The sequence below is a fragment of the Brevibacillus sp. NSP2.1 genome, from assembly GCF_000470975.2.
GTDB classification, from domain to species: Bacteria; Bacillota; Bacilli; order Brevibacillales; family Brevibacillaceae; genus Brevibacillus; species Brevibacillus agri.
In genome coordinates this window covers 1527120-1550082 of sequence record NZ_CP048274.1, presented here as the reverse complement: position 1 = coordinate 1550082, position 22963 = coordinate 1527120, and the positions used below count along the sequence as shown (strand labels likewise).

At 51.4% G+C, this 22963-nt stretch carries 20 protein-coding genes and 1 pseudogene; 11 read left to right on the top strand and 10 right to left on the bottom strand.

The window, feature by feature from the left end; all coding sequences use genetic code 11:
• Nucleotides 1-24 precede the first annotated feature (24 nt).
• The 4 genes from M655_RS07580 to M655_RS07565 all read left to right on the top strand — a co-directional run bounded on the left by M655_RS07580 (nucleotide 25) and on the right by M655_RS07565 (nucleotide 3342).
• Nucleotides 25-855: an amino acid ABC transporter substrate-binding protein gene (locus M655_RS07580; RefSeq protein ID WP_025843859.1), complete on the top strand. Its 831-nt coding sequence runs from the start codon at nucleotides 25-27 to the stop codon at nucleotides 853-855.
• Complete coding sequence (locus M655_RS07575; protein WP_025843858.1) at nucleotides 842-1537, top strand: amino acid ABC transporter permease; 696 nt, start codon at nucleotides 842-844, stop codon at nucleotides 1535-1537. Before M655_RS07580 ends, M655_RS07575 begins: the two co-directional genes overlap by 14 nt.
• A gap of 17 nt (nucleotides 1538-1554) precedes the next feature.
• A complete protein-coding gene (locus tag M655_RS07570) occupies nucleotides 1555-2292 on the top strand; it encodes an amino acid ABC transporter ATP-binding protein (RefSeq protein ID WP_026557838.1) in 738 nt (245 codons plus the stop codon).
• A 678-nt stretch (nucleotides 2293-2970) separates the two neighbouring features.
• Nucleotides 2971-3342, top strand: coding sequence for a YybH family protein (locus M655_RS07565; RefSeq protein WP_026557837.1), 372 nt, complete (start codon nucleotides 2971-2973; stop codon nucleotides 3340-3342).
• A 198-nt stretch (nucleotides 3343-3540) separates the two neighbouring features.
• Here the strand turns inward: M655_RS07565 and M655_RS07560 are convergent, their stop codons facing one another.
• On the bottom strand, nucleotides 3541-4083 hold the full coding sequence (locus M655_RS07560; RefSeq protein ID WP_005836576.1) for a nitroreductase family protein: 543 nt from the start codon (nucleotides 4081-4083) through the stop codon (nucleotides 3541-3543).
• Between the two features lie 719 nt (nucleotides 4084-4802).
• Entirely contained in the window at nucleotides 4803-5567 is a 765-nt protein-coding gene (locus M655_RS07555) for a hypothetical protein (protein ID WP_005830335.1), read from the bottom strand.
• A 354-nt stretch (nucleotides 5568-5921) separates the two neighbouring features.
• Here M655_RS07555 and M655_RS07550 point away from each other — a divergent pair.
• Nucleotides 5922-6283, top strand: a pseudogene (locus M655_RS07550) (integrase core domain-containing protein); the annotation flags it as partial.
• A 65-nt stretch (nucleotides 6284-6348) separates the two neighbouring features.
• Here the strand turns inward: M655_RS07550 and M655_RS07545 are convergent.
• Nucleotides 6349-7422 (bottom strand): glycoside hydrolase family 15 protein, encoded by a 1074-nt coding sequence (locus M655_RS07545; RefSeq protein ID WP_026557835.1) that lies wholly within the window; start codon nucleotides 7420-7422, stop codon nucleotides 6349-6351.
• A gap of 179 nt (nucleotides 7423-7601) precedes the next feature.
• Complete coding sequence (locus tag M655_RS07540; RefSeq protein WP_007778946.1) at nucleotides 7602-8420, bottom strand: inositol monophosphatase family protein; 819 nt, start codon at nucleotides 8418-8420, stop codon at nucleotides 7602-7604.
• A 178-nt stretch (nucleotides 8421-8598) separates the two neighbouring features.
• On the opposite strand from M655_RS07540, the gene M655_RS07535 reads away from it, so the two are divergent.
• Nucleotides 8599-8763, top strand: coding sequence for a hypothetical protein (locus M655_RS07535; RefSeq protein WP_007778940.1), 165 nt, complete (start codon nucleotides 8599-8601; stop codon nucleotides 8761-8763).
• 58 nt (nucleotides 8764-8821) lie between these two features.
• Here M655_RS07535 and M655_RS07530 read toward each other — a convergent pair whose 3' ends face one another.
• Entirely contained in the window at nucleotides 8822-9034 is a 213-nt protein-coding gene (locus M655_RS07530) for a CstA-like transporter-associated (seleno)protein (protein ID WP_005830341.1), read from the bottom strand.
• A complete protein-coding gene (locus tag M655_RS07525; RefSeq protein WP_026557834.1) occupies nucleotides 9031-11121 on the bottom strand; it encodes a carbon starvation CstA family protein in 2091 nt (696 codons plus the stop codon). The genes M655_RS07530 and M655_RS07525 overlap by 4 nt, the downstream gene beginning before the upstream one ends.
• 662 nt (nucleotides 11122-11783) lie before the next feature.
• On the opposite strand from M655_RS07525, the gene M655_RS07520 reads away from it, so the two are divergent.
• From M655_RS07520 to M655_RS07510, 3 genes are all read left to right on the top strand, one after another.
• Nucleotides 11784-12929 carry an IS4 family transposase gene (locus tag M655_RS07520; RefSeq protein ID WP_005837477.1) on the top strand — a complete coding sequence of 382 codons (1146 nt, stop codon included), beginning with the start codon at nucleotides 11784-11786 and terminating at the stop codon, nucleotides 12927-12929.
• Between the two features lie 464 nt (nucleotides 12930-13393).
• The gene (locus tag M655_RS07515; RefSeq protein ID WP_005830345.1) at nucleotides 13394-13909 is read left to right on the top strand and encodes a hypothetical protein; all 516 of its coding nucleotides are present in this window, start codon (nucleotides 13394-13396) and stop codon (nucleotides 13907-13909) included.
• A 409-nt stretch (nucleotides 13910-14318) separates the two neighbouring features.
• Entirely contained in the window at nucleotides 14319-14441 is a 123-nt protein-coding gene (locus M655_RS07510) for a hypothetical protein (RefSeq protein ID WP_007778933.1), read from the top strand.
• 206 nt (nucleotides 14442-14647) lie between these two features.
• Here M655_RS07510 and M655_RS07505 read toward each other — a convergent pair whose 3' ends face one another.
• The 3 genes from M655_RS07505 to hppD all read right to left on the bottom strand — a co-directional run bounded on the left by M655_RS07505 (nucleotide 14648) and on the right by hppD (nucleotide 18561).
• Nucleotides 14648-15430 carry a LytR/AlgR family response regulator transcription factor gene (locus M655_RS07505; protein WP_005830346.1) on the bottom strand — a complete coding sequence of 261 codons (783 nt, stop codon included), beginning with the start codon at nucleotides 15428-15430 and terminating at the stop codon, nucleotides 14648-14650.
• The gene (locus M655_RS07500; RefSeq protein ID WP_025843847.1) at nucleotides 15405-17132 is read right to left on the bottom strand and encodes a sensor histidine kinase; all 1728 of its coding nucleotides are present in this window, start codon (nucleotides 17130-17132) and stop codon (nucleotides 15405-15407) included. Before M655_RS07500 ends, M655_RS07505 begins: the two co-directional genes overlap by 26 nt.
• Nucleotides 17133-17469: 337 nt before the next feature.
• Nucleotides 17470-18561 carry a 4-hydroxyphenylpyruvate dioxygenase gene (hppD, locus tag M655_RS07495; protein WP_035423065.1) on the bottom strand — a complete coding sequence of 364 codons (1092 nt, stop codon included), beginning with the start codon at nucleotides 18559-18561 and terminating at the stop codon, nucleotides 17470-17472.
• Nucleotides 18562-18780: 219 nt separating this feature from the next.
• On the opposite strand from hppD, the gene M655_RS07490 reads away from it, so the two are divergent.
• Complete coding sequence (locus M655_RS07490) at nucleotides 18781-19479, top strand: class I SAM-dependent methyltransferase (RefSeq protein ID WP_025843846.1); 699 nt, start codon at nucleotides 18781-18783, stop codon at nucleotides 19477-19479.
• A 107-nt stretch (nucleotides 19480-19586) separates the two neighbouring features.
• Here the strand turns inward: M655_RS07490 and M655_RS07485 are convergent, their stop codons facing one another.
• Nucleotides 19587-21023 carry a hypothetical protein gene (locus tag M655_RS07485; protein WP_026557832.1) on the bottom strand — a complete coding sequence of 479 codons (1437 nt, stop codon included), beginning with the start codon at nucleotides 21021-21023 and terminating at the stop codon, nucleotides 19587-19589.
• 222 nt (nucleotides 21024-21245) lie between these two features.
• On the opposite strand from M655_RS07485, the gene M655_RS07480 reads away from it, so the two are divergent.
• Nucleotides 21246-22934 carry a M14 family metallopeptidase gene (locus M655_RS07480; RefSeq protein ID WP_026557831.1) on the top strand — a complete coding sequence of 563 codons (1689 nt, stop codon included), beginning with the start codon at nucleotides 21246-21248 and terminating at the stop codon, nucleotides 22932-22934.
• Nucleotides 22935-22963: the final 29 nt, after the last annotated feature.

Genomic DNA, 22963 nt, shown 5'->3' with positions numbered 1-22963 from the left:
TATCGGTTTAGTGGGGGTTCCTTTATGAAAAAGCTATTGTTTTCCGTTCTCGCATCTACCTTACTGGTCGCTTTGGCAGGCTGCGGCTCTTCTTCTTCCCAAGCGCCACAAAACAACGCAGCACCAGCAGCGAGCGAAGAGAAAAAAGAGCAAAACTTGCTGGAAAAAGTAAAAGCGGACGGAAAAATCTTGATCGGAACCGAGGGCACTTACGCTCCGTTCACCTTCCACGACCAATCTGGCAAGCTGACCGGCTATGACGTAGAAGTCGTAACGGAAGTCGCCAAGCGCATCGGCGTCGAGCCTGTGTTCCAGGAAACTCAGTGGGACGCCATGTTCGCCGGACTCGATTCCAAGCGCTTTGACGTCGTGGCGAACCAGGTGGGAATCCGCCCGGACCGTCAGGAAAAATACGATTTCTCCAATGCGTACACCGTTTCGACGGCCGTTCTTGTGACCCACAAGGACAACACGACCGTCAAAGGCTTTGAAGATATCAAAGGCTTGAAAGCGGCACAGACGCTGACGAGCAACCTCACGGACATCGCGAAGAAAAACGGCGCAGAAATCGTCGGGGTAGAAGGCTTCAACCAGGCGATCGACCTGCTCACTTCCAAGCGTGTCGACATCACGATCAACGACGGCCTGTCGCTGTTGGACTTCCTCAAGCAAAAGCCGGATACGCCGATCAAAATTGTCGCCAAAGATCCGAACGTCGCGAAAAACGGGTTCCTCTTCCGCAAAGGCAGCACAGAGCTGGTTGACGCGTTCAACAAAGCGCTGGATGATATGACGAAAGACGGTACCCTCGCAAAAATTTCCGAGAAATGGTTTGGTGCAGATGTTTCTAAGTAACTTCTTTGACAACCCGGAACGCCTGAACCGATGGATGGATATTGCGCAAAGCTCCTTTCTGCCTCTTTTGAAAGGAGCCTTGCTCTATTCTTTGACGCTTGCCATCGTTTCTTTTTTCTTCGGCCTGATTATCGCTGTTTTAACCGCTTTGGCCCGCCTGTCCGGCATCAAGCCACTGGTGGGCATCGCCCGTTTTTATGTATCGCTCATTCGCGGGACGCCGCTCTTGGTGCAACTGTTCATCATTTTCTTCGGCTTGCCGAGCGTCGGCATCATGATCGACCCGTTCCCTTCTGCGATCATCGGCTTTTCGCTCAGCGTCGGCGCCTATTCTTCCGAAGTCGTGCGGGCTGCCATCCTGTCCATTCACAAAGGACAGTGGGAAGCGGCGTACTCGCTCGGGATGACCTACTGGCAGGCGCTGCGCCGGGTCGTGCTTCCCCAGGCAGCACGCGTCTCTGTTCCGCCCCTGTCCAACTCGTTCATCAGCCTGGTCAAAGATACGTCGCTGGCGGCGGCGATTCTCGTTCCCGAGATGTTTCGCAAGGCACAGGAGATCGTCGCCGCGACCTATGAGCCGCTGCTCGTCTATTCGGAGGCGGCGCTCATTTACTGGATGATTTGCTTCGTCCTCTCTTTCATCCAGGACCGGATTGAAAACAAGCTGGACCGCTACGTCTAAAAAGCAGGTGAACCCAGATGATTACCATCACGGATTTGCATAAACAGTTTCACAACTTGCACGTGTTAAAAGGCATCTCCCTGACCGTGGAAAAAGGAAAGGTCGTCGTCATCATCGGCCCTTCCGGCTCCGGGAAAACGACGCTGTTGCGCTGCCTGAACGCGCTGGAAGTGCCGACCAGCGGCAGCGTGCAGATCGGCGAGGTCAAGCTGGACTTTTCGCAAAAGGTTGAACGCGCAAGCATCCCGCGGCTGCGCAAACAGACAGGGATGGTGTTTCAAAGCTACAACCTGTTTCCGCACATGACCGCCGTGGAAAACGTCATGGAAGGCCCTGTGACCGTCAAAAAGGAAAGCAAAGAGAGCGCGCGGGCCAAAGCGGCCAAGCTGTTGTCCAAAGTAGGGCTAGGCGACAAGCTCGACCATTACCCGGCACAGCTCTCCGGCGGCCAGCAGCAGCGTGTCGGGATTGCCCGCGCGCTGGCGATGGACCCGCAAGTCATGCTGTTCGACGAGCCGACCTCTGCGCTCGACCCCGAGTTGGTCGGCGAAGTGCTGAAAGTCATGAAGGAGCTGGCCCAGGAAGGGATGACGATGGTCGTCGTCACGCACGAAATGGGCTTTGCCCGCGAAGTGGCCGACGAGGTCATTTTTATGGACCAGGGCGTCATCGTCGAGCGCGATACCCCGGCCAAGCTGTTCTCGTCGCCGCGCGAGGAGCGCACCCGCCAGTTTTTGCAGCATTTGAAGGCGTAAAGCTTCTGGCTTTGTTCCAACAGTTTGTTCCAACAGTTCGAAAACTTGGTCGCGCCAAACCATTGGCGCTGCCTTAGTTCCGCTTTTACGGATAAGAATCTTTTCTCTGTACAAAAAAGACTCTGCCGGCTCGGCTCGCAAGCCGCGTGCAGAGTCTTTTTTGCTTGTGCTGCCAATCAGAGCTTAATCATCCCAGAAAGAAGTGACCAGAAGAATGATGAGGATGATCCAGAAAAACCCGCCACCTCCGAAGCCAAAACCGCCGCCGCGCCTGCATCCCATGGCTTTCCTCTCCTCTCTTCTCACGTCGTAGAGCAGAGCTGACCTTGTGCGAAGGACCAGCACTTCTTTTCAGCTTATGATAGCCGACTGCTGTCCGTATGGATGCCTGTCTAGTTGATCGGCAAAATAAAAAAAACAGGTGCTTGCCCTCCTCGCTTGCACTACGCCCAAAATTAACAAATGCTTCATGCTGCCTCTACTCTCCCTTAACATGTCCGCACTATGATGAAATTGTCAGACCCTACGATGGACATTACGTCCTCCATTGCCGCCCGAATAGCCCCCTTCTAGATCGGGCGGGCTTTTTTTCATGGTCTGGTACGCGATCAGGAAATCCTTTACAATACAAAAAAGAAGCCGTATTTTCTGAATTTTGTCGGGGAGGTCATGTTCGCCATGGGTTATCAGCAAGCATTGGAGCAATACATCGCCGCTACGAACACGCACGACTTTTCAAACGTGGAAAAGGTGCTGCACCCGCAGGCCGTCTACTGGTTTTCAGACAAGACCTGCACCTCGCTGCCTGAAATCCGCAGCTACTTCGAAAACGCCTGGAACGTCATCAAGGAAGAAGTGTACGCCGCGACTGACGTGCAGTGGATCAGCGCCGACCAGCACTCCGCGACCTGTCTGTACACGTACCGGTACGAAGGCTATTACAACGGCGAGTTCGTCTCCGGGAGCGGACGGGCCACGAATGTGTTTGTCAAAACGGAGGCTGGCGAGTGGAAGCTGATTCATGAGCATTTGAGCAGTGGGCCGAGGTAAAGGGGAGTAGCAGGTCCAAAAGCGTGATTGGCAAACATTTGTTGATAAAAAAGCGAGACCCTGTGGGCCTCGCTTTTCACGTACAGATAAGAATGGATAAGATTCTTGTCCAGTATAAGGGCAACGAAGGCTTCGCCAGTGGCTTGGCGCAGCCAAGTTTTCTAATCTGCCTAGCCGATGTCTTTGCTAGAACAGCCCTTATTCAAACCGCGTAAACTTCTCTTCCGCCCGCGTCCGTGGGCGAGCTTCCGGCACGTCTTCCTGGTCGAAAAAGCCGAGGTGCAAAAAGCCGACGATCTTCTCGCCTGGCGCCACGCCCAGAAGCTGATGCGCTTTTGGGTCCCAGTTGTGCTGGTTGGTCTTCCAGACGACGCCGAGATTGCGCTCCCAGGCCAGGAGCTGGAAGTTTTGAATCAGCGCGCAAACGGCGCTGAAGTCTTCTTCCCACTGCTTTTGCCGCGGGTCTTCCGGCATGATGACGATCAGGTAAGCGGCTGGCTGGTTGTACATCTCGCGGCGCGCCGGGTGCGTTTCCGCCGGATAGACAGTAATCAGCTTCTCTACAAACGCTTCCTTTTTCTCGGACGGCACAAACAAAAAGCGCCATGGCTCACGCAAACCGTGGTTCGGTGCGTACACCGCATCATTCAGCAGTTCCAGTACGAGTTCTTCCGGCACGGCATCCGGTTTATAGCCCTTTTTAATCGAGCGGCGCTCGCGAATGACTTTGGCAATGGACATATGGTTCACCTTCTTTGGATGGACATCAGCATTTCGTGATAATGGTTATCAGTATCATATGTTAGCGCTTGCTTGGCGGAAAAGCAAGAAAAAGATGGCCGCACCTGCCCTTTGCACTAACAGCCAAATTTTCCTATCCATACACCTTCTCTAAAATATTACTACTTTTGCTTTTAAGGAAGAAACAACAAAAACCCTACGGAACCGGGGCTTTAATTTAAATGAATTTATTACCCATTAAAAGGTTCAGCATTTTCACCTTTCACGTTTAGCCAAATTACTTTATCCTCTAGTCCATACAAAATAACTGATTGTACGATGAAGTATGTCTGTGGCAATTTTTATGACTCACAGTACTTCTAAAATAGAGTATCCATTAAACCTTTAGAGAGGTGATTAAAAAAGCATTACAAGCTTTGATTAAAATTTATGAAATAATTGTTTTTATGAAAACAAATAGTAATAACATAAAAATAACAATTAATCCAATCTTTTCATTTTTACTTTTGTATTTTTTCTTAATGAAAATATATACAAATAATAACAGAACTAAAATACTTAATACCACGGATACATTCAAATTAAATCCCTCCTCGATAATGACGAGTTTTAACTTAATTACAGCCGTAGAAACCATAAAGTCTCTTGAGAAAGTGCCGATAGTTTACAAGCGTAACTAGAGAAGGATAACTCCTTCTCTAGTTACTCCAAAGTTAATATTAGTAAGCATTTTCCAAGATCGAGTACGCATTAGCCATTGCTTCATGAGCAGTAGTACTTTGACTGTATATTTCGCGAGCAGTAATTGCAGCAGCACCACCAGCAGAAATTGTTCCGATTACTGTTTCTACAGTAAGAACAGCTACACCTAGTTCAGCAAGTAATGTTGAACCAAGTGTAATTAGAGATGATCTACAACTGCTAACAGTGTTTGCATATGCCTTAAAGTCGGAAACCTTATAATTTCCTTTTGTGTACCATGTAAGTTGTTTACCAATTCCTTTGTCAAGCCAGAAATCAGCATCGGGATACGATCGTAAAACATAATAGTCTTTATTTATTTCATTATAAGATGTAAGCCAAGATAGCCCGCCAGATTGCGCCTTTGAGCTTACTTTATTTATGAGCGGTTTACTCAATTCTTCTTTAGATAATTTTTTTCCATTAATAAAATATTCACCATTAGGAGTTATTTTAATAGTATCGACACTCTTCTTTGTTTTGTTATTTTGATTATTACCACTGATAGTAACAGTTTTACTTAGAGTAACTATTTTAGTTCCATCAGAAAGTTCTTTAGTATTGCTAGAAACACTAGTTTTTATCTCCCCAACAGGAAACCCTGTATCAATGTCATAAATTTTCTGAGAAAAAGTGTGATTATTTGTTGCGGCAGAAGCTGCTATCACATTGTTATTTGGAAGTGAAATCACTCCTAAAGATAGCAGAGTGGCTAGAGCTGTTGTTAAGATTCTTTTTTTCATTTGTAAATATCCACCTTTCATGTAAATAACTTCATTTACATGAGGTATAATATACCTAAAATAATTACTTGTCAACATTTTCCTTTTATTTTACAAATGAGAAATATTATTCAATTAAAACTAAGCCCCCCAGTAAAGGCAGACTTTACCTCAATTCAAAGAAATCCTGCAGTGAGTTGGCCGCGACATGAGCTTCCGCTTATACCTGCTTGTCCGAGCCATATATACTGCCCCCAAGTCATCGATTCCCTTTCATCAATTTGGTTATTAACAGACTTTTCAGCCCTCTGTAGATTAGCATCCTGGCGTCATTCGTTTCCGAGCCCGTCATTAATGTTAACCGAATGACCAGCAAGCTCCTGCCTGTTCTTGTATGGCGAAGTCATCGCATACAGTATTAGAGTCTAACAAAATACAACTTTGGTTTTAGATACGTTGAATCATTGCCTGTAATGACGAACTGCATTTTGCACAGAAATTAAGGCTTCGTTTATACATCTAATGCGTATCAACAAGCCGTAAAGTAAAAGGGCATTACCATGAGCATTTCCCGTAAAGGTACACCTGCTGATAATGCCTTGATCGAATCGTCTCATTCCACGCTAAAGTCTGAAACATTTTATCTCAAAGATATTCCTGTTACGAAGTCGGCCATCGTTGCACAGATTGTCCAAGACTACATTCATGACTATAACTCATTGGGCATTTTTTTATAGGAAAGGAAACAACACAACCAGTCACCGTTTCCATATCGGCAACTGGCTGCTTCATGACAAAGTGGCTACTGCTGCACACCAAGCTCCGCTGCCAAAACCAGAAACATCGCATGCGACCAGAGAAGCGGCACGGCTGGTTTGCCTTCTTTTTCGACCCACGACTCGTAATGCCCAGGCGACAGCAAATGCTCCTGCACTTGCTCCGGAAAGCCGCCCGGCTGGCGTTGGGAAGCGATCCATCCGAGCATCTTCTCTGCTTCCTCGCGCCTACCCGTCTGCACGTAATACCAGCCCAACCAGGCCGTTAACAGCAGCCACTGTCCCCCGCCGTAATACGTATCAGTCGGGTACCGATGCACGCCATAGCCTGCGCGCAGCTCTTTTTCGATAGCTTGCACCGTTTTTTGCATGAGCGGATCATTCGCCGCGACCACCCCGTACGGCAAAGCCAGCCAGAGCAGACTGGCATCCACCGCCTGATCGCCCACTGATTTGATAAATCGCCCGTGGGCTGTGCCATGCTCCCGTATGAACTGGCGAATCGTCTCGCCTAGCCGCGCCAGCTCGGAAGCACGGTTGGGCAAATAAGGCTCCATCGCTTTGATTCCGGCATAAATCGCGCCCAGCGTTACCGGGTGGATTCGCTCTCCGCCCTCTTCCCAGCAATCAAAGTTAGGGAGCTGCCAGCACGCTGTGACATAATCAATGGTCAGCTCAATCGAAGGCTTCAGTTGTTGGATCAAATCATGCTCCCCGCTCATCCGTACATGCTCCGCCAGCCCCCACAGCCATGTCCCGTAGCCATCGAGCTGAAAGTTGCCCCATTCGCCTGCCACTTCTTCTCCGTCTGCTGTAAAGCGCGTATGCAAAAAGCGGTCCTTGCCCGCATCTGCTCCTGTTTTCGCTGCTGCAATGGCCGCTCTTGCCTTTGCCTCATGCTTTCGGATCACAAAATCGCACCATCGGTAAAACTTGCGGGCGCTCTCATGCTCGCCGATCCGATTCATCGCGTATGCCGTAAACGTTCCATCCCGCAACCACGCATATTGATAGTGAGCAAAACCGGGCGAAGCGAGATACGCTCCGGTGCTCGCCTGGTGCTGCAAGATCAACTGGACACTTTCCCCGATCAGCGTCATGTTTATCCCTCCTTCTGGGACAAGCCGACTTCGTGCCAAACGCAGTTGCTCTTCGTCGTCTGGCTATGCTGTGATAGCATATGCGCCTGGCAACCATCCTGCCCCATTTTGCCCTGCCTAAAAGGAAAACCCGCCGGATGCCCATATCCAGCAGGTTTTTGTCTGTGTGCCTGTTCGTTTTATGACGGTACATCCGTATTTTCGGATTTCAGGTAATGTTGCAGTTCCTCATAAAAGGTCGGGTTGCAGGCCATCACGCTGCTTTTTTGGTCGTAGGGCAACGGTGTGCCCGTCATTGTCGTCACCCGGCCGCCTGCTTCTTCCACGATGATTCGCCCGGCCCCGAAATCCCACGCGTTGAGCGAAAGGCTCACGTACCCATCCAGTCTTCCGGCCGCAACGTACGCCATCTCCAGCGCGGCACTGCCCAGAAGACGCATTCCGCGCACTTTTCCGGCGAGCTTTTTCACGATCAAATCAATGCCCATCTGCTCGGCGCGCTTGTTCCAAAAAACGCTCGTGCACAACAGCGCTTCTTCCAGGCTGACTGCGCGGTCCAGACGAAGCGGGCGGTCGTTCAAATACGCTCCCTCGCCTTTTACGGCGTAAAACAGCTCGTCGCGCGAAGGATCGTAAACCACGCCGACAAGGCCCTCTCCCTTATGATAAACGGCAATGGAAACGGAAAAATTGATCTGCTGATGCACAAAGTTGGTCGTACCATCAATCGGGTCAATGACCCACAGCGTCTCGTACTTGGCAGGGTCTTCCGCAAAGGTGCGCTCTTCCCCCAAAATCCCGTGATCCGGAAACCGCTGCAAAATCATGTTGACGACATGCTTCTCCACTTCTTTATCTACGGCCGTGACAAGATCGGAGGCAGACGTCTTATATTCGACGGTAAAAGGCTCCTTCATTCGTTTCAGACTCAGCTCACCCGCTGAACGGGCGCATTGCAGAGCCAGCTCTTTTAGCGCCGCCAGAGTTGATGCTTGCACGCATATCGCCACCTAAAACTTGACTTTCTTTTTAGTGTACCATACTTTACCTGCGGTTACACCACACGCAAAGCAAGCGGATTGCCTGAATTGCCATCTGGAAAATACTGTAACGTTTTTGCCGAAAATTCGTCCCAGAAATAACACCGTCAAGAGGGATTTTCCGAGGAAACGAGTCATGCTCCGGCTGCCCGTGCCTTTTCTCGTTTTGCTTTTTCTGGAAAAAACACCTGTCCAGGCAGAAACTGTGCAGCTTGCTACCGCCTACAGCGATATGGAACAGCCGATGCGGCGCAATAGCCTGGCTGCCCGAACGCGCCCTCTGCGCCTTGCTCCCCCGTGAAAAAGGGTGCCCGCCCGTCAGCTAATGACAGTCGAGGCACCCTTTGTTGTTGAGCGAACTAGCAGCAGCGCGTCACTCCGCCTTTTTCAAACCGTTCGCGCAGGGCGTACATGTAATACTCGCGCTCGGTCATCGGAAAAATGCCTGGAGCGCCGTGCGTTTCGTACCAATGCTGGAGGTAGCGATCGTAGTCCGGCATGCCGAAAACCGTTTTGATCGCCGAGCTGACCCGCCGCAGCGCCTTACGCATCTCTCTCAGCTTTCGTTTCATGCGACATGGTGTCCTTTTCCGTCAATCACAGGCCCTTTGGACTGGATGTACGGCGACTCGTACAGCGGATACTGCTTGCCGCGCAGGATGTTGATCCACACGCGCGCCCCGTCGAGGATAATGCCGATCGTGATGACCATGAAGATCGCGCACACCGCTGCGTCAATCTGGTCGTTCAGAATCATTTTTTGCGCGGCCTCAATCGTTTTTACGCCGTTCGGCAGCGTTCCGGCATCCAGTGCCTTTTGGAATGCTTCCGCATGGGCGAGGAAGCCGATTTTCGGATCAGCATGGAACAGCTTTTGCCAGCCTGCTGTCAGCGTAGCCGTTGTCAGCCAAGCCATCGGAACGAGCGTGACCCACGAATAGGCCGCCTTGCCCATTTTGAAAATCAAGGTCGTGCCGACCGTAAAGGCAATCGCAGCAAGCATCTGGTTGGCGATTCCGAACAGCGGCCACAAGGTGTAGATGCCGCCGAGCGGGTCCATCACGCCTTGCAGCAGGAAGTAGCCCCACCCGAACGTGATGATCGCCGAGCCGATCAGGTTCCCTGGCAGCCAGTTGACCTGCTTCATTTTCGGGATGACGTTGCCGAGCATGTCTTGCACCATGAAGCGCCCTACGCGGGTTCCCGCATCAATCGTGGTCAAGATGAAAACAGCTTCAAACAAAATCGCGAAGTGGTACCAGAACGCCATCAGCGCTTTTCCGCCCAAAATGCCGGAGAAGATCGTCGCCATCCCGATCGCCAGCGACGGAGCGCCGCCTGTCCGGGAGAGAACGGTCTTTTCCTGGATGTCGTTGGCGAGCGTCGTCAACTGGTCAGGCGTGACGGTAAAGCCCCAGCCGGTAATGGTCGAAGCGGCTGCCGCAGCGTCCACGCCGATAACGGCCGCCGGAGAGTTGATCGCAAAGTAAACGCCAGGCGTCAGAACACACGCTGCAATCATCGCCATGATCGCCACGCCGGACTCCATCAGCATCCCGCCGTAGCCGATCAGCGGCGCATGCGATTCTTTGGCGATCATCTTCGGCGTCGTACCGGACGAGACGAGCGCGTGGAAACCGGATACCGCCCCGCAGGCAATCGTAATGAACAAGAACGGGAACAAGTTGCCCGCAAACACAGGACCCGTCCCATCAATGAACTTGGTCAGAGCAGGCATGTGCAGCGGTGGCAGCGTCAGCACGATTCCTACGGCCAGCACGGCAATCGTTCCGACCTTCAAAAACGAACTGAGGTAATCGCGCGGCGCCAAAAGCAGCCAGACAGGCAAAACCGAAGCGATAAAGCCGTAAATGATAATCATCCACGCGAGTTGCACCTTGCTGAACGTAAAAGCAGGGCCCCACGTTGGCGAAGCCGCGACAAGCTGTCCCAGCCAGAGGGAGAAGAACAAGAGCGCCAGACCGATCAGCGAGCCTTCCATTACCCGGCCTGGGCGAATGTAGCGCATGTACAGCCCCATCAACACAGCGATCGGCAGCGTCATGAAAATCGTAAAGGTAGCCCACGGAGACTCCGCGAGAGCGTTTACAACGACCATCGCCAAAACAGCAATCAAAATGACCATAATCGCAATGATTCCGACCAAGGCGAGCACGCCGCCAACCGGACCGATCTCTTCTTTGGCGATCTGTCCCAGCGTTTTCCCGTTGCGGCGCATGGAGCCGAACAAAATGACGAAATCCTGCACCGCTCCGCCGATCACGACCCCGACGATAATCCAGATCGTCCCCGGCAAATACCCCATCTGGGCCGCCAAGGTCGGGCCTACCAGCGGCCCCGCTCCGGCAATCGCGGCGAAGTGATGCCCGAACAAAATCCATTTGTTCGTCGGTACAAAGTCTTTTCCGTCGTTGTTTACTTCTGCAGGTGTGGCCCGATTGTCATCAAGCCCCATAATTTTTCTGGCAATAAAACGGCTGTAAAAACGGTAAGCAACGGCATAAGTGCAAAATGCAGCAGTCAGCAACCAGAACGAGTTGACTGACTCTCCGCGACTGAGCGCGATGATCCCAAAGCCAACCGCACCCAAAGCGGCAATCCCGCCCCAAATCAGGAGGGAGAGAAGCCATTTTTTCATTCGATCCGCCTCCTTTTCTCTTTCTTTTAATAATTAAAAATTCAGGCAATTCATCTTACCACAAGGTATCACGAAGGAGGGCATGGCCTAAACAAAAAATGGCTGAACGGTACAAAAACAAGCACGAGATGCAACATAACTGCTTGAGTGAAAACGCATACAATTACGGAAACCTTTCTCCCTCTGATTCGTAATAAAGGTAGGAAAGAGATTTAGCCGGATCGAGACGTTGATCGGGCTATTCGCGTTGGCTATATCGGGACTAATTTTCTACAAAATCCTTGTTTAAAAAGAACAATTATCCAATTTATCGCGGAATTTTGTTGAATTTTTTACAATTTTTGCTAAAATCAACAGTAAATATATTGCAATAGAGGTAGTAAAATGGTTATTAACAAAAAAACGATAACTATTTTGGCTACTGCATTTACAACTGTCACAATACTTGCAGTTCCAGTTTATGCAGCTTGGTCAAGTGTCACTGCAGATGCACTAGTTAGCTTTTCAAACTTCTCCAATTACTCACTAGCGTTGCATTAATCTTTTCATACCATTCAAAATCATCATAACTTTCAGCGTTCAAGTGTTCTCAGGCATAAAAAAATCCTTTACACTGGAAAGGTCAGGTAGTTCCTGTCCAAATCCAACGCAAAGGATAGACCATGGACAAGAATACCCTATTTTCTTCATTTGGTAAATACATTTCACCCATTAATATTGTGAAATTTCAACAACGGATAGACGAAACGGATCAGGACAAGTACGTGAAAAAGTTAACGACCAAAGCATATCTACTCCTGTTTTTGCATGCTCAACTTCAGCAACGAGAAGGACTCCGAGCCATTGCAGATGATGTTTTATCAAAGAAATTCCAGCGAGAGTTAGGACTGTCGTCGATTAGTCCCGCTCAGCTTAGTCGCAAAAACAATCGAGTAGATCCAGCTTTGCTTGAAGAAATATTTGTTGACCTTGTAGGGCAAATTCAGAGACACTCGGGCAACACGTATTCCCTTCGAAAAGACATGAAAATCATTGATTCTACAACGATTGGGCTGTGTTTGCAGAAGTACAAATGGGCAACTTTCCGTAAAACCAAGGCTGGCATCAAACTTCATCTTCGTCTCGTCTTTGCCGACCAGGGGGATGTGTATCCTGAAAAAATAACCATCACGGGTGCCAAGTCCAATGACCGCACTCAAATGGAATCGTTGATTGATGAGATCGGTATGATGTACGTCTTTGATCGAGGGTATGTGGATTATGAAAAATTTGATGAATACACGGACAAAGGCATCTTTTTCGCTTCTCGTCTAAAAGATAACGCCGAAATCCGTCATCTTTATGAATTCAAAATCCCCTTGGAAAGCTCCGTTTTATCGGATTCCATGATCCTTCTTGGAACGCCTCAAAAGCGGGTAGATAACGTGCTGCGACTCATTGAAACGCTTGATTCGAAGGGAAATCTCATTCGAATCATTACGAATCGGTTCGACCTGGAAGCAGAAGAACTCAGCGACATCTATCGTTGGCGTTGGCAAATTGAGCTGTTTTTCAAGTGGATAAAGCAGCATGTAAAGATCAAGAACTTCTATGGAACGAGTGAAAATGCGGTACGAAACCAAGTATTACTCGCACTCATTGCCTACTGCCTGTTGCTCCTTGTCAAACTGGAACAAAACAGTCAGCACAGCTTGTTGCAGATCAGGAGATGGCTAAAAGTGTTTCTTTGGCAAACGTTCGAACAATGGATAGGTAGAATGAATTACCAGTCCAAACGAACATCCAGAGGGCGACAGAAAAGGAATTAGGTATTGGTTGCTGTTATCACGATTGTAATAAATGTATAAAACTACCAAATGGACAGTGGCTACCTTTTGCTTGGTTGCTGCCGTTTTTGGTTGTGTAGCTGAAAATGTCATTCAGAATACTTCGACAAATTACGAACGCATTTTTTATGCAACGCTAGTGCCAATTACTACAAAGTTAATATAACCTCAAAGATAACCGCTTCTGGTTCAAGAGCCAGTGATGAAGCCATTTATCATCAAATGTGGGTAACGTTAGATGGAGGAAGTTACCTCACTGATGATGCATATGAAGCAAAAAGTCCTTCTGAACTAAAATGGACAAGTGGTAAAGAAGGAGATCCAGCTACTTGGGGAGTAAGCAATGCTGGTGAAATATTCATAGGTGGGGCTCCTAGTGGCATCAAAGATAGAGACAGCCACTCTAAAACCCATCCTGGAATGTAAATTTAAGGAGGAATCTTGAAATGAAAAAAGTAATGGTTACCCTTGCTGTAACAATGTGTGCCGCTTCACTCTTTTATGGATACACAAACATTTACGCAAAAGACTCGTTAAAAATAGAGCAGGAATATGAAATTTATGCCAAAAATGAAGTACAAAAAAAATTATCAGAAACATATGATGATGCAATTAAAACATTTAAAATCAACCAATCCGACTACACATACTACAGCCTTCATGAAACAGACTATGGATTAGGAAAAGATGAATCCACTACACTTTTTATGATAATATTTAATGACGTCTTAAAGAAACAAAAACAGGGAGACTTTGAGCCGGGGCTATTCCTGAAAAAAGACTTGTCTGAGGCTATTGTTCTTTATAAATCACTAGACAGTGGAACTAACCACCTTTACGTGTATAAACGAGATAAGGATCAATGGACACTGGTAAAAGAGGACAACCAAAAGGGCAAGAAAGCTGAAAAAGTACAGTATAAGAGTCTTAAGGAATTTGAAGCGGATACAACATCTAAATAGGTCCCGATAATGTGCATTATGTAACAATATAGATATAATAAAGCCCCGAGTCAATCGGGGCTTTGTTATTGTCCAGATGTTTTTGTTCTGTTGAAGAATTGCGGCTAACTCATTGTATTTTTCAATAAGCGAGAAAAATTCATGCGGTTCACAATCAACGCTGTTCAGATAATTATTTGCATCGTTATCGGACCATTCTGTGTCATCCTCGTCCTGGGGTTCAATTGTTTTCGTTGAGAAAACGAGAAAACTCTAGTCAAGGAATGCTCTGTCCAGATCAGCAATAGCAGCCTTAAGGATTCTTTGGCAAAGTGTATAATCTTCGATCTTTACGGCCTCCTCAATAGACTACAGTATTAAACCAAAGTTTCCACAAGAATGATGAACCTGAAGGGAGATTCGCGACGCTATGAAATACAGCCAAAAAGAAATCGAAATGATCGAGAGAACGGTCAAAAGCATCAAAGTTTTTTCCATCTGCACTGTGTTCGTGGTGATTGGTCTGTTCGCCTTGAAATACTTTATCGGGTAGCGTGATTGCTTTTCAACTGCCTCTCTTCCATTTTTGCGAAGAGAGGCAGTTGCGGACCACCACTCCTGTAACCGCTCCCAAAGCCAAAAGCCCGTCAACCAGCACGTATCCTAGTGCGGGAGACGGGTTTTTGGCATCGGCAAAAAGCTTCCGGCTGGGACTGTGGCAACGCATGCTCGGCGCAAACGGGAAAATATCCGCCCCGGCTAAAAGCCCAGCCGCTTTTTCAACTCCTTCACCACGTTGCGGCTGACGGGCACCTCTGTCTTGCGGCTGTCCTGCATGACCAGGTGAATCGAGCCTTTGAACCACGGAACCAGCTCAGCCGTTTTTGCCAAATTGACGATAAACGCCCGGTGCGTCCGGAAAAACTGCTGGCGCGACAGGCGGCTCTCCAGCTCCTGCAGCGTAAAGCTGGTGGCGTACTGCTCGCAGTCGGTGTAAATGCTTGCGTAACGTCCTTCCAAGGTGGCGAAGACGATTTCGTTCGGGTCGATCAGTATGATTTTTCCGTTTTTTTCCACAGGTACACGCCGCGGCTGCTGATCGGCCAGGACGGTTTGCAGCAGGCTTTGCAGTTGTTCCTCGGAAAAGCGCGCTGGCTCGGCCCGCGTTTTTTGCGCGTGCAGCATCTTACGGACGCGATTCATCGTCTTTTCCAGCCGCGTCTCGCTAAACGGCTTGACGATGTAATCGACCGCTTCTGTTTCAAAAGCGCGAACCGCGTGGATTTCATAGGCGCTCGCGAAAATGATGACCGGCGGACGCACCATCGACTCCAGAAGCTCCTGACCCACGTCGACGCCATCCCGATCTTGCAGGTGGATGTCCAAGAAGACCGCATCCGGCTCCAACTGCATGACGGCTTCGATCGCCTCTTCCCCGCTGGCCGCTTCCCCGATTACCGACACATCGGGAAACTGCGCAAGCAAATAGCGCAGTTCCTCCCGCGCCGGTGCCTCGTCATCCACGATGAACACTTTTAGCACTGCTACTCACTCCTATTGGCAATTGTATCGTACACGTCGTCCCTTTCCCCGCGCTGCTTTCGATGACGATTCCATAAGGCTCGCCGTAGATCGAGGCGAGCCTGTTTTTCACGTTGGACAGGCCGATTCCCGACAGACGGCGCCGATCGCTTTTTTGCGTCTGGGCGAGCAAAAACGGGTCTGTGTCCATCCCGACCCCGTCGTCCGCCACGGTCAGTTCGAGCGTATCGTGCTGGACTCTTCTCGCCCGAATCTTGACCGTGCCTCCCGCGCGCTTAGGGAGCAGCCCGTGCTTGACCGCGTTTTCCACAAGCGGCTGAAGAATCAGACCAGGTACCGTGTACCGTTCCACCCCGGCCTCAATGTCGTATTCCACGTGCAGCTTTTCGCCAAAGCGCGCCCGTTCGATCGCCAAATACGCCTCGATGTGCTCCAGCTCTCCGGCCAGGCTGACATAGCCGCTGGAGTCGTGTAAGTTGCGGCGAAAATACTCGCCGAGATGAATCAGCAGCTCGCGCGCCTGCTCCGGCCGGAAGCGGATGAAAGACACAATCGTATTGAGCGCATTGAACAAAAAATGCGGGTTGATCTGCGCGTGCAGCGCTTTGATCTCCGCGTCCGCGAGCAGCCGCGACTGCTTTTCCAGCTCGGCCAGCTCCAGTTGGGTAGAAATCAGGTTGCCCAAGCCGCGCACCAGCTCCAGATCGACGGCCGAGAGCATGCGCGAGCGATCCTGGTACAGTTTGAGCACGCCCGCGACCTCCCGCCTGCGCATCAGCGGGACGATAATCGCATAGCGCAAGGAGCAACTCGTCTCCATGCAACCGATCTCCTCTTTTGTCCGGGCGATCATCAGCTTTTTGCTTTCCAGCACTTCCTTGGTCGCCTTGGTAGAGATGCCTTCTCCCACCACGTGGTGCGACGAGCCTGCGCCGACATGGGCAAGCACGCAGCGCGTATCGGTAATCGCGACGGCGGCTACCCGCGTCGTGCGCAAAATTTCCTCCGCCACCTTTTTCGCCGATTCATAGGTCAAGCCTTCGCGCAAATAGGACAGCGTTTTATCCGCGACCTGCATAGTCCGCTGCGCCTGGAGTGCGCCGATCCGGTCTTCTTCTTTTTTCACCAGGTCAATAATGATAATCAGGATGGCGATGCCGAGCGAGTTGACGACAGACATCGGGATGCTGATCGATTGCACGAGTGCAAGCGCGTCCTCGTACGGCCGGGCCACGAGCAAAATAATCCCCATCTGCATCCATTCCGCCAAAAAGCCTACGACCAGCGCGGTAGTCCAGCCGATCTCCTGATTGCGGTTGCGGCGAAACTGGTAAATCAGTCCGGCCATGACCCCTTCGCTGATCGTGGAGATCGTGCAGGCCAGGTCGGTGAAGCCGCCAAGCGAATAGCGGTGTATGCCAGCGACAAGGCCCGTCATCAGCCCGACCCATGGGCCTGCGAGCAATCCGGCTACTACCGTGCCGATGACGCGGGAATTGGCGATCGCGTCCTGGTACCAGATGCCGTTGTACGTCCCGAGAATCGAAATCGCGGAAAAGATGAACACCATCACGGCCTTTTCCCGCCAGGTCGCCTGCTGGTTCAAGATGCTGCGGAAAGCCCGCACCCGCGTAAACAGCAAAGCGGCTACGATCAAAACAGCCGTCCGCTCCGCCAGTGGTATCATCAAAGACATGTTCATCGGCTCACCCTCTTCGCACACTTCCAGGCCCGCTCGAAAATCCGGCAAGCGGCTGCCCTTTGCTCCATTATCTCCAGCGGGCGAAGAAGCGGTCAAGCGAATTGTCAGAGTAAGCAGAACAGGAAAATTTGTCTGAGGGTACACTCAAGCCCCCCTGTAGCGAAAAGCAACCGTCCCAAAAGCCGAGCATCGCGGGCGCAAACGCACAGATTTTCCGGCGGCATGCACGCTTGCTTCTGCTTGTTCGCCCTCCCGCACGCAAAAAAGCCGCCTGTTGCACGTTCGGCGCACAACAGACGGCTTTTCCAGTTTCCAGATGATGCGTGTAAACGAAGCGTTACAGGTTGCCGCGGCGCTCCTGCTCGCGCTCCAGCGCCTCGAACAGCGCCTTGAAGTTGCCGTTGCCGAAGCCGCGTGCCCCTTTGCGCTGGATGATTTCGATAAACAGCGTCGGACGGTCCACAATCGGCTTGCTGAACAGTTGCAGCAGGTAGCCTTCATCGTCGCGGTCGACCAGCACGCCCAACTTTTTCAGCGCTTCGATATCCTCGTCGATTTCGCCTACGCGCTCCTTCAAGTCTTCGTAGTACGTGTCCGGCACGGTGAGGAAGTCTACGCCGTTTTCACGCAGCTTCGAGACGGTTTCGATGATGTCGTTGGTCAAGATCGCGATGTGCTGCACGCCTGGACCTTTGTAAAACTCCAGAAACTCCTGGATTTGCGACTTGCGGCGGCCTTCCGCCGGCTCGTTGATCGGGAACTTGATGCGGCCTGTACAGTTTTGCATCACTTTGGACATGAGCGCCGAATACTCGGTGGAAATGTCGTCCTCGCTGAAGTTTTGCACCGCCGTGAAGCCCATGACCCGCTGGTAATAACCTACCCATTCGTCCATGACTTCCACGTTTCCGACGACGTGGTCGATTCCGATCAGTCCGGTGCTCTCGGCTTTTACCGAAGACTCGAAGGCGGTATAGCCGGGCAGGAACGGGCCGTTGTAGTTTTTCCGTTCGATGAAGGAATGAATGTTTTCGCCGTATGTGCCGATCACCGCTTTTTTCACGGTACCAAATTCGTCCGTGTATTCGGTCGGCTCCATGATCGGAATCGCGCCGCGGGATACAGCCTCGCGGTACGCTTGCTCACAGTCGTCCACGCGCAGGGCGACGTCTTTCACTCCATCGCCGTGCTTTTTCACAAATTCGGCGATAGGGTGGTCAGGCGTCAGAGCGCCGCTGATGACAAAAGTCATGTGCTTTTGCTTCAACACGTAGGACACTTTTTCGCGCGAGCCTGTTTCCAGCCCGGCATACGCGACTGGCTCAAAGCCGAACGCCTTGGTGAAGTAATGCATCGCCTGCTTGGCGTTTCCTACGTAAAACTCCAGATAGTCCCAGTCCTGAATCGGAAAAAAATCGGTGTTGCTCATTTGCCTACCCCTCCGCTTTCCTTCTTTTTCAATTATTATTACTTTTTGGTTTATTGGGATTATTTTGTCGTTATTTTGAGATTACATTGGAAGCGCTTCCTCGCGCAAGAACACGGAATAACGCGAAAACGCTCAAACGCTTTCACCGATTAAAGTACGCATTCGAGCGCCCGCTTGGTACAATAAAGGCAGCGCAAATCCGAGCAGGAGGTGGGAAGGTTGTCAAGTCAATGGAGTCAAGAAGCAGCCAGGCAGTGGGATTCGTTTGCCGCCGACTGGCACAAACGCAGTGAGCAGATGTGGGAAAAAGGCAGCCGCAGCACGATCCTCCCGTTTTTCATGCGGCACGTCGCCCCCGGACGGGGACCGATTCTGGACGCTGGCTGCGGGGATGGCTATGCAAGCTGCAAGCTGGCCGGGCACGGCTATACAGTGGAGGGGGTCGACATTGCCGGGGAAATGATTCGTCTCGCCGAGGAACGGAAAAAGCATTTCCCGGAAAATGTTCAGTTTCAGACAGCAGATATCAGCAAGCTGCCGTTTGCAGATGGTACGTTTGCAGGTGTGATGTCCATTAACGTGGTGGAATTTACGCCCGCCCCCTTGAAAGCTTTGCTGGAGCTGCGCCGCGTACTCGCGCCGGGAGGCATTCTCGTCATCGGCATTTTGGGTCCGACAGCAGGACCTCGCGCCCACAGCTATCGGCGGCTGTACGAGGAAAACACGATTCAAAACACGATGATGCCTTGGGAGGCGAAGCAGCTTGCCGCAGAAAACGGCTTCGCGCTGCTCGCGGAGGAGCCGGTGTACAAGGAAGGCATCACACCGGATATCGCGGGGCGCTTGAGCGTGGAGCTGCGGGAGGCGGTCAGCTTTTTGACCTTGTTCGCCCTGCAAAAGTCAAAGCAAAGCGACTGATCCCCTCCACGTATCAGTGTACCATCCAAGCCAATATGCTTGGGCTTTTTTCACTGTCTACTCAAAGGGGATAATATCAGACCGAGCGATCCAGCAGCCTTTTCTTTTTATCTGTAAGCGACGTTGTTTTTTTGCATCCAGGCCAGCTTGCTCGCTGTAAGCCGGGCAATCGTCTGCTCCTCTGTTCCGTGGAGCAGACGGTACAGCCGCTGGGTTTCGACCAGATCGTTGTAGGTCAGGTACGGGTAGTCCGCTCTCCCGAATGTGCCGTCGGGAAAATAGGCGTAGTGCAAATCGCCGTTTGCCAACAGCCAGCGGGTGCCCAGATTGACAACTCCCGCGAGCATCAGGTCTGCCAGGTCTTTGTCGGTCGGATCGCCAAATTGCAGGTAGCTGCTGTACAGAAAATTGATTTCAGCCAACTGGTGGTTGAGCGAGACATGCGTCTGGGCGGCGGGATTTTTCGCAGAAGCGTAATCGGCAACGAGCCAGCCCGACTGAATCCCATTCACGACATAATGGTTGCTCGCCGCATGCCTTTGAAAATACGCCCCGTATTTTTGCGCCGCCTGGCAAAACGACTCTTCCGCGTACTGGACGCATCCGCGCAGCATCAAGTCCGCTGCTCCCGTGTTAAAGCGCGTATCGTAAAAGCCGTCCGGAATCCCGTAGTCCTCGCTCAGCCACAGCGAACGGGGAAGCGTCTTCCAGTACCCCTCCGGCTCCTGCTGGAGCAAGCTTGTTTTCAACATCACATATCCCATGTTGCGCGCTGCCCTGCTGCCTCCCGTGTACAAAAAGGAGCGCAAGACGTAATTTTCGGGAATCCGCCAATAGGCGTTCGCGGAAGTAGGCTCGTAGGTCGAAGGACTTTTGTAGTAGTAGCCGTCATACAGCCACTTTGCGTTTTGCGTGACATCGAGCGCAAGCCAGATTTGGTCAATCGCTTGCTCGCCCCACGGCACGAGCGGTTCCCTCGATTCCAGCGCCCACATCTCGCTCATATAGCCCGCCTTGATCGGCAGCCTGATTTCCAGCACGACGCCGTTTGCGCTTTGTTTGACCTGGATCGGCAGCGCCAGCTCGGGATGCTCTTCAATCGTGCCTCGGCCCTTGTCGACGTAGACGATCGGCATGCCGAGCCAAATGTATCGTCCCTCTGTTTCGACGAACCCGGCAGCAAGCGGGAGCGTCTTGACCTGATCCAGCGTCACGGCTTGCCAAAATGGCTGCTTCGATTCGTTGTACGCCCGGTAGCGGAACATCATGTTTTGGCTGTTGCCCTGAATCGGTACGGTGATAACGTATGGCTTCGCATTTTTCTTGCCGCTAATTTGCTGGCTCCAGTACACATCTCCGTCGCCAAACACAAACTCTCGCTTTTTGTGCGTGGCGCCGTTTGGCTTGCTGGTCGTTTCTTTTTCGGCGGGCTTTTGCCAGAGCGGCACAGTAGCGGAAGCTGAGACAGAAGCCGGGCCGGGAATAAAGGTGCATACGGCGATGGCCGTCATCAAAAGGAGCAAAACGCTGATTTTTCTGACCATGTCATCCCCCTGTCCTGAAGAAAAATTCCTCCATTTCACTTGTTTGAATACAGTAAACTTTTGTATCAATATGAAAATGATACCATATTATTCATGGCGAATCACACGGAAGTCCCGCTTTCTCTCCTGTGAAAATGAATAAAGAGGGCGATTATTATTTTTTAAATTATCTGATATTTTAAGAATGTACAACCATTCTCTGTTGATCCGTGGAGGGAACCTATGACCAAGAAGGTACGTTGCATCACATCTGCTGCCCTTGCCGTGTCGCTTTTGTCAAGCGGTTTTGCACTCCCCTGGGCGCCGCCGACCGCCCACGCTGCCCAGACGGACGCTCCTGTTCCGTACTATGGCCTCGGCCCAAGCTATGTACAGCCTGCAGAGGTCAAAAGTCTGTTCCCCGACCCGCAGCTCGATTTCGGCACCCCTGGCTTTGCCAAAGGAAAGGTCGCCTTCACTACCCAGGAAGAAATGCTGGCATACATAAGCAAGTTGGCAGAAACCAGCAAGCACGCCAAGCTGGTTTCGATCGGAACCTCGCTGGAGGGACGGGACATCCCGCTCCTTTTGTTCAGCAAAGACATGACGACCGTCAAGCAAAACCAGACAAAGCCGCTCGTCTGGCTGCAAGCGCAAATTCACGGAAACGAGCCTGCCGCCGGAGAATCCGCCCTCGTCATCGCCAAATGGCTGGCTGAAGACGCGCTCGGCGCCGATTTGCTCGACAAGGTCAACGTCGCCATCGTCCCCCGGCTCAACCCGGACGGCTCCTACCAGTTCAAGCGCTACATCGCTACCGATCTGGATGCCAACCGCGACTACATGAAGGTCGAGTATCCCGAGGTGCAAGCCGTACATCAGGCGATCAATGAGTTTCAGCCAGACGTGATCCTCGACGCGCACGAATACGGCGTCAACTACAGCCAGTTTGCCCACGTCGGGGAAAAGGGCGCAATCTCCTCCTATGACGTCCTGATCTCGTCCGCCAAAAACTTGAATATTCCCGAGTCGCTGCGCAAGCTGTCCGACTCGCTCCTGTTGGCCGATGCGCAAAAAGCGCTGGACAAGGAGCAGCTTTTCCACCACGCCTACTTCACGCTCGCCAAAGGCAAGGACGGCAAGGTGACCGCCACGGAAGGCAGCACGGAGACGCGCATCGGGCGCAATGCGCTCGGTTTGAAAAATACGTTGACCTTCCTCGTGGAAACGCGCGGCATCGGCATCGGACGGGCCGATTTTGAGCGTCGCGTCTACAGCCAGGCCGTCACGCACGCCGCCATCATCCAGTCCACCGCCGCCCATGCCGATGCGATCAAGGCAGCCGTCGCCCGCGCCCGCGAGGAAGTCACCGAAAAAGGCAGAAAAGCAAACGACGACGACAAACTCGTCATCACGAGCGAAAACAAACTCATCCCGAATCAGTCGCTGGTCGTCGTCGACGTGGCACAGGCCAAAAAAGTGTCGGTCCCCATCGACTGGGTCAGCTCGACTGACGCCTACCCCGTGCTGGAGCGCGAACGCCCTACCGCCTACATCATGCCTGCTGCCTATCACGACGTGGCAGCCAAGCTGAAAAAGCTCGGCGTGGAGGTAAGCAAGCTGTCCGAAGAGACAACCGTGCCTGTCGAGCGCTACACCGTCAGCGAAAACAAAGTAAACACGACGTACGAAAACGGGCATTTTACAAACGAAGTCACGACCAATGTGACCAAGACGACCAAGACTTTCCCGGCCGGCAGCTATGTATTCAGCATGGCCCAGCCAAACGCCAACTTCATTGCACTCGCCCTGGAACCGGAATCGGTCGACAGCTATGTCACCTTCAACTTCATTCCGGTCGAAGCCGGAGATGAGGTGCCTGTGTATCGCTACATGCTGGAGCAGCCATTGCCTGTAGTAGACCCGTACTAGAACGGGTGGGCTAGCCGCTCTCTCCCGGC

Bases quoted from the DNA above. Each gene is read 5' to 3' on its own strand.
- M655_RS07580 (WP_025843859.1), top strand. From the start codon at position 25: ATGAAAAAGCTATTGTTTTCCGTTCTCGCATCTACCTTACTGGTCGCT.
- M655_RS07575 (WP_025843858.1), top strand. From the start codon at position 842: ATGTTTCTAAGTAACTTCTTTGACAACCCGGAACGCCTGAACCGATGG.
- M655_RS07570 (WP_026557838.1), top strand. From the start codon at position 1,555: ATGATTACCATCACGGATTTGCATAAACAGTTTCACAACTTGCACGTG.
- M655_RS07565 (WP_026557837.1), top strand. From the start codon at position 2,971: ATGGGTTATCAGCAAGCATTGGAGCAATACATCGCCGCTACGAACACG.
- M655_RS07560 (WP_005836576.1), bottom strand. From the start codon at position 4,083: ATGTCCATTGCCAAAGTCATTCGCGAGCGCCGCTCGATTAAAAAGGGC.
- M655_RS07555 (WP_005830335.1), bottom strand. From the start codon at position 5,567: ATGAAAAAAAGAATCTTAACAACAGCTCTAGCCACTCTGCTATCTTTA.
- M655_RS07545 (WP_026557835.1), bottom strand. From the start codon at position 7,422: ATGACGCTGATCGGGGAAAGTGTCCAGTTGATCTTGCAGCACCAGGCG.
- M655_RS07535 (WP_007778940.1), top strand. From the start codon at position 8,599: ATGCTCCGGCTGCCCGTGCCTTTTCTCGTTTTGCTTTTTCTGGAAAAA.
- M655_RS07530 (WP_005830341.1), bottom strand. From the start codon at position 9,034: ATGAAACGAAAGCTGAGAGAGATGCGTAAGGCGCTGCGGCGGGTCAGC.
- M655_RS07525 (WP_026557834.1), bottom strand. From the start codon at position 11,121: ATGAAAAAATGGCTTCTCTCCCTCCTGATTTGGGGCGGGATTGCCGCT.
- M655_RS07520 (WP_005837477.1), top strand. From the start codon at position 11,784: ATGGACAAGAATACCCTATTTTCTTCATTTGGTAAATACATTTCACCC.
- M655_RS07515 (WP_005830345.1), top strand. From the start codon at position 13,394: ATGAAAAAAGTAATGGTTACCCTTGCTGTAACAATGTGTGCCGCTTCA.
- M655_RS07510 (WP_007778933.1), top strand. From the start codon at position 14,319: ATGAAATACAGCCAAAAAGAAATCGAAATGATCGAGAGAACGGTCAAA.
- M655_RS07500 (WP_025843847.1), bottom strand. From the start codon at position 17,132: ATGAACATGTCTTTGATGATACCACTGGCGGAGCGGACGGCTGTTTTG.
- hppD (WP_035423065.1), bottom strand. From the start codon at position 18,561: ATGAGCAACACCGATTTTTTTCCGATTCAGGACTGGGACTATCTGGAG.
- M655_RS07485 (WP_026557832.1), bottom strand. From the start codon at position 21,023: ATGGTCAGAAAAATCAGCGTTTTGCTCCTTTTGATGACGGCCATCGCC.
- M655_RS07480 (WP_026557831.1), top strand. From the start codon at position 21,246: ATGACCAAGAAGGTACGTTGCATCACATCTGCTGCCCTTGCCGTGTCG.